This window comes from Rhizobium sp. YJ-22 (assembly GCF_029601685.1).
Classification (GTDB): domain Bacteria; phylum Pseudomonadota; class Alphaproteobacteria; order Rhizobiales; family Rhizobiaceae; genus Metarhizobium.
The window spans coordinates 167,522-179,798 of the sequence record NZ_JARRIR010000012.1 but is presented as its reverse complement, the minus strand read 5'-3'; the positions used below and the strand labels follow the sequence as shown (position 1 = coordinate 179,798).

Genomic DNA, 12,277 nt, shown 5'->3' with positions numbered 1-12,277 from the left:
CGACCCCTGCCTTTCAGCTTCGCGCCGGCGGGCCGGTATAGCGGGCGCGGGGCCGGATGAGTTTTTGGTCGTCACGCTGTTCGAGTGCATGGGCAATCCAGCCGATGGTGCGGCCGATGGCGAACAGCGCCAGCGCCGAGGCCGGCGGCAGGCCAAGGGCGCGACGGATGGCGACTAGCGCGAAATCGATGTTCGGCATCCGCCCGGCCGTTTCGGCCATCACCAGCGCCAGTGCATCTCGGCTGGGATCGGGCGGCAGCAACGGCAACAGCACTGCTGCGCGCGGATCGCCCCCCGGATAGAGCGGATGATCGAAACCGGGCACGCCCTCGCCACGGCGAAGGCGTGCCTCGACGACGGCGTCGGCATCGCCGGCCGCGTCGATCTCTTCCAGCAGAATCTCGACGATGCTTGTCGTGCCGCCATGCAAGGGGCCGCCGAGCGCCGAGAGCCCGGCATTCAGGCAGGCGCCCAGCGAAGCGCCGGTGGAGGCGACGACCCGCACGGCAAAGGCCGAGGCATTCAATTCGTGATCGGCAAGCAGGACGAGGGCGCGGCGCAGGATATCGGCGCCATCGGCGCCCTGGCCCCAGGCGCTGGCGAGGTGATGGTGAAGCGGCGCGTCATCCGGTTGGGTGAGGCTGGCGGCTGCCATCATCGCCCGCAACAACGCAGCCGCCCCCGGCCAGAGTTTTCGCGTGTCGCGCTGCCAGGCGATTGCCCGCCCGGCCGCGACGAAGGGCAGCAGCGCCTGGCAGCGCTCGATCAGCGGCAGGGCGCGGACATTGCGATAGACACTCGCGTCCCAAGCTTCGGGCATGGCGGCCCGTTCGGCGAAGGGATCCTGCGCACCGCAATCCCAGAGCAGCCGGGCCGTGTCCTCCAATGTCGCGGTCTCGGCAAAGGCCAGCGCATCGCGGCCGCGATAGAACAGCCCGTCGCCCTCGATCAGGGTGATTCCGGAGGAGAGGATGGGCAGGCCCCAGTCCAGCGTCGTCTCCGCCACCTGGCGCGGGCGCCGGCCGACCGCCTTGCGCTTGCGCAGCGCCTCGACGTCACGGGCGCTGTAGAGCCGCCGGCGCGGATCGCCCTCGGCTTCGCTGGCGCGGATCAGGCCGCGACTGACGTAGGCGTAAAGCGTGGCGCGGCTGATGCCGAGGCTGGCGGCGGCATTTTCCGCATCCATGAGATGATCTGGTCTGGGCATTTACATTGATCGATTGAATCAAGATTGACTACATATATGTAATCAACATTCTTCACGGCAGTCAATCGTGAGGACCATCATGACCAAACCCACTGCAAACGCGACACCCGCTCTGGCGGTCGATCACACCCCGGCCGGCCTCGACAACGTCGTCGCCGCCGAAACCGTGCTCAGCCATGTCGACGGCATGGCGGGCCGGCTCATCCTGCGCGGATACGATCTCGATCGTCTCGCCGACTGGAGCTTCGAGGCGGTTCTCGCCCTGCTCTGGCGGGATCTACTGCCGGAAGCGCTGGACGAATCGGCGATCCGGGTAAAACTCGGCGCGGCCCGCCAGCGCGCCTTTTCGCTGCTGACGCCGCTTCTGCCGTCGACGGATGGCCTGTCGTCGGTGGAGGCGCTGCGCCTGCTGCTCTCGACGCTGGCGGATGCCGAGCCGGACGCGCATCACATCCTCGCCGTCGCCGCCGTCCCGGTCTTCGCCGCCGCCATCGCCCGGCGTCGCCGGGGCGAAGCTGCCGTGACGCCGGATGCACGGCTCGGCCTTGCCGACGATTTCCTGCGCATGCTGCATGGCGCCGAAGTCGATGCCGGCAAGGTCAGGGCGCTCGATACCTATCTGGTGACGGTCGCCGATCACGGCCTGAATGCCTCGACTTTTACCGCACGCGTCATCGCCTCCACCAAGGCGGGGTTGTTTTCCTCCGTCATCGGCGGGCTCTGCGCGCTGAAGGGACCGCTGCATGGCGGCGCGCCCGGGCCGGTGCTGGATATGCTCGATGCGATCGGCGATCAAAGCCGCATCCGGCCCTGGCTGGTCGATGCGCTGGGGCGTGGCGAACGGCTGATGGGTTTCGGGCACCGCATCTATCGCGTGCGCGATCCACGCGCCGACGTGCTCAAGCATGCGGTCGCCGCTTTGCGGGACGGCGGTGGGCGTATCCGCTTCGCCGAGGCGGTCGAGGTCGAGGCGCTGGCGCTGCTGGCCGAGAAGAAGCCGTTGCGGCCGCTGCAGACCAATGTCGAATTCTACACCGCCCTGTTGCTCGAGGCCGTGGGTTTCCCGCGCGACAGCTTTACCAATGTCTTTGCCGCCGGGCGCATGGCTGGCTGGACGGCGCATGTTCTGGAGCAGGAAAAGACCGGCCGCCTCATCCGCCCGCAATCCCGCTATATCGGCCCGCAGCCGGATGACGCTCCGGTGGCGGCCGAATAAGGGCGGTGCACGCGCCGCGTGATGGTATCGAACAAGCGCGCCGTGGAACCCGGACGCCGCTTGCCGGTTCGGAAGACGCTGCAACCATGGGAGAGGCCGGTGCACCCCTTCGATCCCTCGACGCGTCGTCATCCGGTTGGCGCTGAACTCTCAGGAAGCGGTGTGTCGTTCCGCGTCTGGGCGCCGGCGCAGGACACCGTGGAACTCCTTTACGGTCAGGAAGATGCGGTCTCCATGAGCCGGGAGGACGACGGCTATTTCGCCTGTTTCATCGACGGTGCGCGGGCCGGGGATCGCTATCGCTTCCAACTCGGAACGGGTGGGGAACCGGCCGCCGATCCGGCCTCGCGGTTCCAGCCGGATGGGCCGGACGGCGCTTCACAGATCATCGATCCGGCGCATTATGCCTGGCGGGATGCGGAGTGGAAGGGACTCGATCCAAAGGGCCAGGTTCTCTACGAACTGCATATCGGCACTTTTACGCCCGAGGGAGATTGGGCGGCCGCGGCACGCAAGCTAACGCTTCTCAAGGAGATCGGCATCACCTGCCTGGAAATCATGCCGGTCAACGAATTTGGCGGCGCTTTCGGCTGGGGTTACGATGGCACGCATCCCTTTGCGCCCTATCGGTTTTATGGCCGGCCGGACGACCTCAGGGCTTTCGTCGACAAAGCCCATGGGCTCGGGATCGGCGTCATCCTCGACGTCGTCTACAATCATTTCGGCACCGGCGAACGACTGGCGGAATTTTCGCCGGCCTATTTTACCGAGCGTTATCGCAACGACTGGGGCGCCTCGATCAATTTCGACGGACCGGACAGCGGGCCGGTCCGCGATTTCATCGTCGCCAATGCCGTCCACTGGATCGAGGAATATCATTTCGACGGTTTGCGGCTGGATGCGACGCAGGCGCTGTGCGATGCCGGCGACGAGCATATCATGACGCGCATCGCCCGTGAGGCGCGCGCAGTTGCCGGGCAGCGCGCCTTGCTGCTGATTGGCGAAAACGAGCCGCAAAACCCGCGACTGGTTCGTCCGCCCGACCGGGGCGGTTACGGCCTCGACGCCCTCTGGAACGACGATTTCCACCATTCCGCCATGGTGGCGCTGACCGGGCGACGTGAGGCCTACTACCACGACCACCGGGGCGCGGCGCAGGAATTCGTCGCCAGCGCCAAATACGGCTATCTGTTCCAGGGCCAGCGCTACGATTGGCAGGATGGAGCGCGGGGCCAGCCTTGCCTCGATCTGAAAGCATGGAATTTCGTGCATTTCCTGCAGAACCACGACCAGATCGCCAATTCCGCCCGTGGCGCGCGTATCGGGCAACTTGCCGCGCCGGCGCGCATCCGTGCGCTCACGACGCTGCTGCTGCTGGGGCCGCAGACACCGATGCTGTTTCAGGGCCAGGAGTTCGGCGCCACTGCGCCTTTCCTCTATTTCGCCGACCGGCAGGGTGTGGCAGCGGATGAGGTGCGCGCCGGACGGCTGGCGTTTCTGGCTCAGTTCCCGAGCCTTACCGATCCTGTTTTCGGCACTGTCATGCCGGATCCGCATGATCGCGGCAGTTTTCAGCGCTCGAAGCTGGATTGGCGGGAGCGGGAGCGCAATGCACCACTTCTCGCCTTGCACCGAGACCTCCTGGCGTTGCGGCGCGATGCGCGGGCGTTTTCCGAAGTGGCAGAGGGCAGGGTGGAAGGAAGCTGTCTGTCCTCCACGGCCTTCCTGCTGCGCCGTCTCATGGCGGATCCGGATGACGACCGGCTGCTGCTGATCAATCTCGGTTCGGATATCGAGCGCGACAGTGTTGCCGACCCGCTTCTGGCGCCGCCGCAAGGCAGGCAATGGAAGGTCATCTGGTCCAGCGAGGCTTTTGCCTATGGCGGCGGCGGCATCCGCCCGCTCGATCTGAGCGGACGATGGGCGCTGTCGTCGGACTCGGCGATCGTGCTTGCACCGTCGTCAGCAGGGGAACGCGAGCGCAGCGACCTGCCGGCCTGGCAGAGCGCCATCTCGCGCATCCCGCCCTCAATCACCAGCGAAGGCCGACTCCTTGTCCGACCCGGCCAGGGTGCGAATGCGCGCGGCGACGATGGGATCGACAGGATTGTAGACGACGAGATTGAGATCCGGCCGGCCATCGATGGCGAAGCCTGAATATTCCAGCTCGATATTGCCGAGAATGGGATGGCGCAGCCGCTTGGTGCCTTCGCCATGGGAGATCACGTCGTTCTCCCGCCAGAGCGCGTCGAATTCCCGGCTGGCGATACACAGTTCCGCGACGAGATCGGCAATGTCCGAGGTCGCGCCCGCCCGCGCCACATCGGCGCGAAAGGCGCCGACGACGAAACGGGCCATGGCATCCCAATCGTGCTGGATATCGCGGATGGCGGGATTGCAAAACAGCAGCCGCAGGATGTTTCTATCTTCCGGCGCGAGCCGGCCGTAATCGGTCATCACCACGGTGGCCGCCCGGTTCCAGGCGACGATATCCCATGCGGCGGTCCGCACCAGCGCCGGGCTGGCGTCCAGCGTGTCGATGAGGCGCTGCAGGCGCGGGCTGATCCCCTCCATCGGTCTATAGCGGATTTCGGGCGGGCGGCCGAGCGCCAGCATGAACAGATGCTCGCGCTCCGGCTCGGTGAGCATCAGGCCACGGGCGATGCGGTTCAGGACATCGGCCGAAGGCGCGCCGCCGCGCCCCTGTTCCAGCCATGTATACCAGGTCGAACTGATATTGGCGCGTTGGGCCACCTCTTCCCGTCTCAATCCGGGTGTTCGCCGGCGTCCGGAAAAGCCGAATACTGCCGGATCGAGCCGGGAGCGGCGATCGCGGAGGAAGAGGCCAAGGGCGTTTGTTTCGACGGTCATGGTTTCCTATTGGCCATTATACCAGGATAATGTCACTACTTTAACAGCATGCAGGAGGCGGCAATAGTCCTATCACAAGCAATAGGAGACATCACATGCGTATTTTCGTGACGGGCGCGACCGGCTTCATCGGCTCGGCCATCGTGCCGGAACTGCTGAAGGCAGGCCACCAGGTGATCGGGATGACCCGCTCCGAGGCCGGCGCAAGGGCGCTGGAGGCGGCCGGCGCCGACGTCCATCTGGGAAGGCTGGAAGAGCCCGAGAGCCTGCGCCGCGGCGCGGAAAAGGCCGATGCCGTCATTCACACGGCCTTCGATCACGATTTTTCCCGTTTCGCCGAGAATTGCCGTAAGGACGGTCGCGCGATCCGGGCGCTGGGCGAGGGGTTGAAAGGCTCGGACCGGCCGCTGGTGATCACCTCTGGCACCGGCCTCGGCAATGCCGAACTCGGAAAGCCGGCGATGGAGGATATCTGCAATATGGAGCATCCCAATCCACGCGTCGCTTCCGAACAGGCCGGTCATGCGTTGCTCGACGCCGGCGTGAATGTTTCGGTCATGCGTCTTCCGCAGGTGCATAATACGATCAAGCAGGGACTTGTCACACCGCTGATCGCCATCGCTCGGGACAAGGGCGTGGCCGCCTATGTAGGCGAAGGGCGCAACCGGTTTCCGGCCGGACATCTGCTCGACGTAGCGCGGCTGTACCGGCTGGCGATCGAGCGAGCCGCGCCCGGCGCGCGCTATAATGCAGTCGGCGAGGAAGGAATCGAGACCCGTGCGATCGCCGAAGCGCTCGGTCGCGGCCTGAAACTGCCGGTCGTCTCGATCACTCCGGAGAAGGCGGCGGAGCATTTCGGCTGGATGGCGATGTTTGCGGGACTGGATTTTCCTGCCTCAAGCGCATGGACGCGCCAAACGCTCGGCTGGAACCCGACCGGCCCCGGCCTGATCGCCGATCTCGATGCGATGAAATACGAGGTTTGATCGTCTGGACCCACATCGGACAAACCGGGCCGGCAATGTCGACCAAGCAAGACGTTCACCAGCGCCCGATCAAGTCCGCTTCGGTTCCATAACGTCAATTATCGAACCGAAGCGGACGGCCGGGCGCCGCTCTTGTTCGATATCCCCTCCTCGACAAAAGCGACGCAGCGCTTATGTCACACAGGGACGCCGGAGCGAACGCGAAAGGATCAAGCCATGGCGAAGAACACCATCTGCCTCTGGTTCGACAAGGATGCCGAGGATGCCGCCCGGTTCTATGCGGAAACCTTTCCTGACAGTGCGGTCGGCAAGGTCACGCGTGCGCCGGGGAATTATCCCGAAGGCAAGGAAGGAGACGTGTTGGTGGTCGAATTCACGGTTGCCGGCATCCCCTGCATGGGGCTGAACGGCGGTTCCGCCTTCAAGCATAGCGAGGCCTTCTCGTTCCAGATCCTGACCGAGAATCAGGAAGAGACCGACCGCTACTGGAACGCCATCGTCGGCAATGGCGGCAGGGAAAGCGATTGCGGCTGGTGCAGGGATCGCTGGGGCATCTCTTGGCAGATCACGCCGCGCGTGCTGATGGAGGCGATCAACGCCGGCGGCGGCGAGGCGAAACGCGCCTTCGACGCGATGATGACGATGCAGAAGATCGACGTCGCCAGAATCGAGGCGGCACGGCGCGGCTGAAGGCGGCGCTACTCGACGATGGCCGGCATTTCGCTTTCGTTGCGGCCGCGCAGCGGCTTTTCCGGCATGAGATGGAAGATGGCGAGCGACATGGCCATCGCGACAGCGCAGGCGAGGAAGATATAGGCGAAAGGCATGGCCGAGGCGATGGCGGTGCTCGTCTCCTGCACGGTTTCGCCGACGAGCGGCAGGCCGTTGCCCAGCGCGATGGCGCCGAGGATGGCGACGCCGAGCGCCCCGCCCAGCGAGCGCAGGAAGGTCAGCAGGCCGGTGGCGACACCGAGATGAGCCTGGTCGACGGCATTTTGCACCGAAACGGTGGCGACCGGGAAGGTCATGCCGGTGCCGATGCCGGCGCCGAAGGTCAAGACCTCCAGCACGAGCAAGGACGAGCGCCCCGCCAGCAGGGCCAGGACGGCGAGGCAGAGGAAGCTGACCAGACAGCCGACCAGTGCGATGCGCTTGTAATGGGTGAAGCGCGGGATCGTGCGGCCGCTGCCCGTCGCTCCCATCACGGTGCCAAGCAGCAGGCCGAGCATGGCGATGCCGGAGCTGCTGGCGGAGAGCCCGTGATAGGATTGCATATAGACGGGAATATAGACCGAAAGCCCGACATTGGCGGCCTGCACCAGGAACATTGCCAGCGTTCCATAGCGCACGATCGGATTGCCGAGCACTTCCAGCGAAATCAGCGGTTCGGCCGCCTGCCGCAGGCGCAGGCTGAACAGCAGCCACAGCACCGCCGAGCCGCCGAGCAGGCCGACGATCTCCAGCGAGAACCAGGAATAGCGGCTGCCGCCCCAGCTCAGCGCCAGCAGCAACAGCGCGGTCGCCGCGACCAATAGCGCAGCGCCGGCGCCGTCGATGCGGTGGTTGCGGGCGACGACCGGCAGTTTCTTCAGGGGATTGCTGATGATCGCCAGCGCCGCGAGCCCGAGCGGAATGTTGATCCAGAAGATCAGCGACCAGTGCAGGTGCTGGGCGAAGGTGCCGCCGAGCAGCGGCCCGGCAATGCTGGCCACCGCCCATGTGCCGGAGATCCAGGCGGCGTAGCGCGCCCGCTCGCGCGGCGGCACGAGATCGCCGATCACCGTCTGCGACAGTGCGAACAGCCCGCCGCCGCCCAGCCCCTGCACCATGCGGCCAAGCACCAGCGTCAGCATGTTCGGCGCGAGCGCGCTGATGAGCGAGCCGAGGAGGAACGCTATGATGGCGGAGAAGATCGTCGGGCGGCGTCCGTAGATGTCGGAAATCTTGCCGTAGAGCGGCGCCATGGCGGTCGCGGTCAGCAGGTAGCCGGTGACGATCCACGGCAGGTAGTCGGCATGGCCGAGCGCCTTGCCGATCGTCGGCATGGCGGGTGCGACAATGGTCTGGTCGAGCGCGGCAAGCAGCATGGAAAGAAGAACGCCCGCGATGATGACGTTCTTTTCCGGTTCCGACAGGGCGGGCGTTGCCGCTGTCGTCGCCTTCGGGGGACGGGCTTCGTTCATTCTCATGCAATCCGATTTTAGAGCATTTCCGCTTTTCTTCGAATCGCGAAAACGCTCTCATTTTTGTTTTGCCGCATTTCCGGACGCAAAACCACGTTCTGCAGTTTTGCTGGAAATGCTCCGGGTCGCGACGCGTTCGGCCGCACTGACGCAACCCGGTAGAACATTTTCGCAGGTGTCCAGTCCACCCCATTGGGCCGCTGGAGCGTCTTGTCGGATGGGAAAGCACGAAAATGTGATAGTTGCGGCTTATCAATCCGTCGCCTTGGTCAGCTTGCGGGCGATGTCGTAGAAGGCGCTGACCAGCTTGCCGTTGCTGCGCTCGCGCAGGCAGATCAGCGCCTCGTCCATCAGCATTTCCGGCGCGTCGATGCGGATCGGCGCGAGGCGGCCGTCCTGGCCGAATTCGGCCGAGGAGACGAAGCCGATCCCGCCGCCGGCCGCGACGATCTCGCGCACCGCCTCGCGGCCCTCGGCCTCGATCAGCGGCATCAACGTCACGCCGCATTGCTCGGCCATCGCCTCCAGCTTCTGCCGCGTCTTCGAGCCGCGCTCGCGCATGACCAGCGGCAGCTTTGCCAGTTCCTCCAGCGTCGCCTGCCCGGCGGCGGCCAGCGGATGGTCGCGGCTGCAGAAGGCGATGATCGGCGTCGAATTGAGTTTCAAAATGTCGAAATCGCCGGTCGGCGGGATTTCGCCGAGCACGCCGATATCGGCCTCATAGGCATGCAGGCTGGAAATCACCGTCTCGGTATTGCCGGCATCGATGGAGACCTGCACGGTCGGATAGGTGCGCTGGAAGACGGCGAGGATATGCAGCAGATGGTGGGCGGCATCGGCGACGATGCGCAGCTTGCCGGCCCGAAGCGCCCGCGATTCGGAGAGGAGATCGAGCGCCTGCTGCTCGATATCGAACATGCGGCGGGTGACTTCCAGCAATTGCTGGCCGGCATGGGTCAGCGTTACCTGCTTCTTGGTGCGGTTGAACAGGAGGACGTCGTATTCCTCCTCCAGCTTGCGCACCTGGTCGGAAACCGCCGGCTGGGTGAGGAACAGGGCTTCGGCGGCGCGCGAGAAGCCGCCATGGATCGCGACATTGTGGAAGGCGCGAAGCTGGACATAACGCATGGAGGCGGGTTCTTTCGATAAGCGTTGCCAATGCTTCAAGCAAAACCAACGATCCTGTTTATGTAAAGCCCCGATCGTTCCGCCGGCGCTGATTTTTCAGAAACATAAGTTAAATCTATCATTTCATACAAAAGAACGATTTTACAGATAGATCGACACGCCGCATTGTCCTCGCAGACGCATTCAAGGCGAGGAACGACAGATGTCCCCAATCACCGCAGCCCCCACCGCCATCCCGCTGGAAGCACCCCGGCTCGGCGAACCCTATCTACTCACCCCCGGCCCGTTGACCACGGCCTATTCGGTTAAGGAAGCCATGCTGCGCGATTGGGGCTCCTGGGACGGCGATTTCCGCGCCATGACCGCCGAGCTGCGCCGCCACCTGCTGGAAATTGCCGGCGACGTTGACGGCGAATTCGATTGCGTGCCGATGCAGGGCAGCGGCTCCTTCTCGGTGGAAGCCATGCTCGGCAGCTTCGTGCCGAAGGACGGCAAGGTGCTGGTGCTGATGAACGGCGCCTATGGCAAACGCATTTCCCAGACGCTGACCTATCTCGGCCGCGCCCATGTCGATATCGACAAGGGCGACTACATGCCGCCGCGCGGCCACGAAGTCGCCGCCGCCCTTGAGGCCGATCCCGAGATCACCCATGTCGTCGTCGTCCATTGCGAGACCAGCTCCGGCATCCTCAATCCGCTCAAGGAAATCTCCGAGACGGTCTATGCCCATGGCCGCAAGCTGCTGGTGGATTCGATGAGCGCCTTCGGCGCCGTGCCGGCCGGCATCGCCGATTTCCGCTACGAGGCCATCGTCTCCTCGGCCAACAAATGCATCGAGGGCGTGCCGGGTTTCGGTTTCGTGCTGGCCCGCAAGAGCGCGCTGGAGGAGGCCAGAGGCAACAGCCATTCGCTGAGCCTCGATATCCATGCGCAATGGGATCACATGAACAAGACCGGCCAGTGGCGCTTCACGCCGCCGACGCATGTGGTCGCCGCCTTCCTGGAGGCGCTGCGCATCCACCGCGAGGAAGGCGGCGTTCCCGCCCGCGGCGGTCGCTATGCCCGCAATCGCGACGTGATGGTCGCCGGCATGCGCGGCCTCGGCTTCGAGACGCTGCTGGCCGACCAGTGGCTGTCGCCTGTTATCGTCACCTTCTTCAGCCCGGCCCATCCGGCCTTCGCCTTCGACCGCTTCTACGCGTTGATGAAGGAAAAGGGTTTCATCATCTATCCCGGCAAGCTGACCGTCGTCGACAGTTTCCGCATCGGCTGCATCGGCCGCATGGACGAGCATGTCATGCGCCGCGTTGTCGAGGCCGCCCGCAATTCGCTGACGGAAATGGGCGTCGATACCGCCGCGCCCCCGGCCATCGCCCTTGAAGAACGCAGCCGCCTGGCCGCCTGAAACGGAGTTCCCACCCGATGAACCAGATCTCGAAAATCACCGTCACCGCCAACCGCCGCTCCTACCCCTGGCCGAACGTGCCGGCCATCGCCATCTGCCTCGACGGCTGCGAACCGGCTTACCTCGACGAGGCGATCAACGCAGGCCTGATGCCGACGCTCGCCCGCATCCGCGCCGCCGGCACCGAGCGCACGGCGCTCAGCGTCATCCCGAGCTTCACCAACCCCAACAACCTCTCCATCGCCACCGGCCGCCCGCCGGCGATCCACGGCATCTGCGGCAATTATCTCTACGAGCCGGCGACCGGCAAGGAAGTGATGATGAACGACCCGCGCTTCTTGCGCGCGCCGACGGTCTTCAAGGCCTTTTATGATGCCGGGGCCAAGGTCGCGGTGGTGACGGCCAAGGACAAGCTGCGGGCATTGCTCGGCCACGGCCTGAAATTCGACGAGGGCCGCGCCGTCTGCTTCTCCTCGGAAAAATCCGACACCACCACCAAGGCCGAAAACGGCATCGACAACGCCTCCGCCTGGCTCGGCCGTCCCGTACCGGAAGTCTATTCCGCCGATCTCTCCGAATTCGTTTTCGCGGCCGGCGTAAAACTGCTCAAGGAATTCCGTCCCGACGTCATGTACCTGACGACCACCGACTACGTGCAGCACAAATATGCGCCGGGCGTGCCGGAGGCCAATTCCTTCTACGAAATGTTCGACAAATATCTGACCGAGCTGGATGCGCTGGGGGCTGCCATCGTCGTCACCGCCGACCACGGCATGAAGCCGAAGCACAAGGCGGACGGCACGCCCGACGTCGTCTATGTCCAGGATCTGCTCGACGAATGGCTGGGCAAGGACGCCGCCCGCGTCATCCTGCCGATCACCGACCCGTACGTCGTCCATCACGGTGCGCTCGGCTCCTTCGCCACCGCCTACCTGCCGGAAGGCGCCGACAAGGAGGAAATCATCGAGCGGCTGAAGGCCATCGAGGGCATCGACGTGGTGCTGACGCGCCCCGAGGCCTGCGTGCGCTTCGAGCTGCCGGACGACCGCATCGGCGACATCGTGCTGATCTCCACCGAAAACAAGACGCTCGGCACCAGCGAGCACCGGCATGACCTTGCCGCCCTCAACGAGCCGCTGCGCTCGCATGGCGGCCTGACCGAGCAGCAGGTGCCGTTCATCGTCAACCGCAAGCTGCCGGAACTGCTGACGGCCACGACGCTGCGCAACTTCGACGCCTTCTATTACGCCGTCGTCGCTGCGGCCCAGCCGGTGCATTGAG

Annotated in this window: 9 protein-coding genes and 1 pseudogene; 6 read left to right on the top strand and 4 right to left on the bottom strand. The window is 64.9% G+C overall.

What is annotated here, in order from left to right:
- Positions 1 to 13 precede the first annotated feature (13 nt).
- Positions 14 to 1,207, bottom strand: a complete 1,194-nt coding sequence (locus P7F60_RS24365; RefSeq protein ID WP_277920293.1) for a citrate synthase family protein — start codon at positions 1,205 to 1,207, stop codon at positions 14 to 16.
- A gap of 79 nt (positions 1,208 to 1,286) precedes the next feature.
- Here P7F60_RS24365 and P7F60_RS24360 point away from each other — a divergent pair, with 79 nt between their 5' ends.
- Together P7F60_RS24360 and treZ are read left to right on the top strand one after the other, a co-directional pair.
- A complete protein-coding gene (locus tag P7F60_RS24360) occupies positions 1,287 to 2,423 on the top strand; it encodes a citrate synthase/methylcitrate synthase (protein WP_277920292.1) in 1,137 nt (378 codons plus the stop codon).
- 21 nt (positions 2,424 to 2,444) lie between these two features.
- Positions 2,445 to 4,310: pseudogene (treZ, locus tag P7F60_RS24355) on the top strand (malto-oligosyltrehalose trehalohydrolase); the annotation flags it as partial.
- Between the two features lie 141 nt (positions 4,311 to 4,451).
- On the opposite strand, the gene P7F60_RS24350 reads toward treZ, so the two are convergent.
- The gene (locus P7F60_RS24350; RefSeq protein ID WP_277920291.1) at positions 4,452 to 5,294 is read right to left on the bottom strand and encodes a helix-turn-helix transcriptional regulator; all 843 of its coding nucleotides are present in this window, start codon (positions 5,292 to 5,294) and stop codon (positions 4,452 to 4,454) included.
- 95 nt (positions 5,295 to 5,389) lie between these two features.
- Between P7F60_RS24350 and P7F60_RS24345 the strand changes: the two genes are divergently transcribed.
- Both P7F60_RS24345 and P7F60_RS24340 read left to right on the top strand, forming a co-directional pair.
- Complete coding sequence (locus P7F60_RS24345; protein ID WP_277920290.1) at positions 5,390 to 6,280, top strand: SDR family oxidoreductase; 891 nt, start codon at positions 5,390 to 5,392, stop codon at positions 6,278 to 6,280.
- Between the two features lie 216 nt (positions 6,281 to 6,496).
- The gene (locus tag P7F60_RS24340; protein ID WP_277920289.1) at positions 6,497 to 6,970 is read left to right on the top strand and encodes a VOC family protein; all 474 of its coding nucleotides are present in this window, start codon (positions 6,497 to 6,499) and stop codon (positions 6,968 to 6,970) included.
- 8 nt (positions 6,971 to 6,978) lie between these two features.
- On the opposite strand, the gene P7F60_RS24335 is transcribed toward P7F60_RS24340, so the two are convergent.
- Positions 6,979 to 8,463, bottom strand: a complete 1,485-nt coding sequence (locus P7F60_RS24335) for an MDR family MFS transporter (protein ID WP_277920288.1) — start codon at positions 8,461 to 8,463, stop codon at positions 6,979 to 6,981.
- A 252-nt stretch (positions 8,464 to 8,715) separates the two neighbouring features.
- On the bottom strand, positions 8,716 to 9,591 hold the full coding sequence (locus tag P7F60_RS24330) for a LysR substrate-binding domain-containing protein (protein WP_277920287.1): 876 nt from the start codon (positions 9,589 to 9,591) through the stop codon (positions 8,716 to 8,718).
- Positions 9,592 to 9,793: 202 nt separating this feature from the next.
- On the opposite strand from P7F60_RS24330, the gene P7F60_RS24325 reads away from it, so the two are divergent.
- A complete protein-coding gene (locus tag P7F60_RS24325) occupies positions 9,794 to 10,996 on the top strand; it encodes a 2-aminoethylphosphonate--pyruvate transaminase (RefSeq protein WP_277920286.1) in 1,203 nt (400 codons plus the stop codon).
- Positions 10,997 to 11,013: 17 nt separating this feature from the next.
- Entirely contained in the window at positions 11,014 to 12,276 is a 1,263-nt protein-coding gene (phnA, locus tag P7F60_RS24320; RefSeq protein WP_277920285.1) for a phosphonoacetate hydrolase, read from the top strand.
- The last annotated feature ends 1 nt before the right edge of the window (position 12,277 follow it).

What these genes read in the sequence shown, in the direction of transcription:
- P7F60_RS24365 (WP_277920293.1), bottom strand. Translation starts at nt 1,207, where the DNA reads ATGCCCAGACCAGATCATCTCATGGATGCGGAAAATGCCGCCGCCAGC.
- P7F60_RS24360 (WP_277920292.1), top strand. Translation starts at nt 1,287, where the DNA reads ATGACCAAACCCACTGCAAACGCGACACCCGCTCTGGCGGTCGATCAC.
- P7F60_RS24350 (WP_277920291.1), bottom strand. Translation starts at nt 5,294, where the DNA reads ATGACCGTCGAAACAAACGCCCTTGGCCTCTTCCTCCGCGATCGCCGC.
- P7F60_RS24345 (WP_277920290.1), top strand. Translation starts at nt 5,390, where the DNA reads ATGCGTATTTTCGTGACGGGCGCGACCGGCTTCATCGGCTCGGCCATC.
- P7F60_RS24340 (WP_277920289.1), top strand. Translation starts at nt 6,497, where the DNA reads ATGGCGAAGAACACCATCTGCCTCTGGTTCGACAAGGATGCCGAGGAT.
- P7F60_RS24335 (WP_277920288.1), bottom strand. Translation starts at nt 8,463, where the DNA reads ATGAACGAAGCCCGTCCCCCGAAGGCGACGACAGCGGCAACGCCCGCC.
- P7F60_RS24330 (WP_277920287.1), bottom strand. Translation starts at nt 9,591, where the DNA reads ATGCGTTATGTCCAGCTTCGCGCCTTCCACAATGTCGCGATCCATGGC.
- P7F60_RS24325 (WP_277920286.1), top strand. Translation starts at nt 9,794, where the DNA reads ATGTCCCCAATCACCGCAGCCCCCACCGCCATCCCGCTGGAAGCACCC.
- phnA (WP_277920285.1), top strand. Translation starts at nt 11,014, where the DNA reads ATGAACCAGATCTCGAAAATCACCGTCACCGCCAACCGCCGCTCCTAC.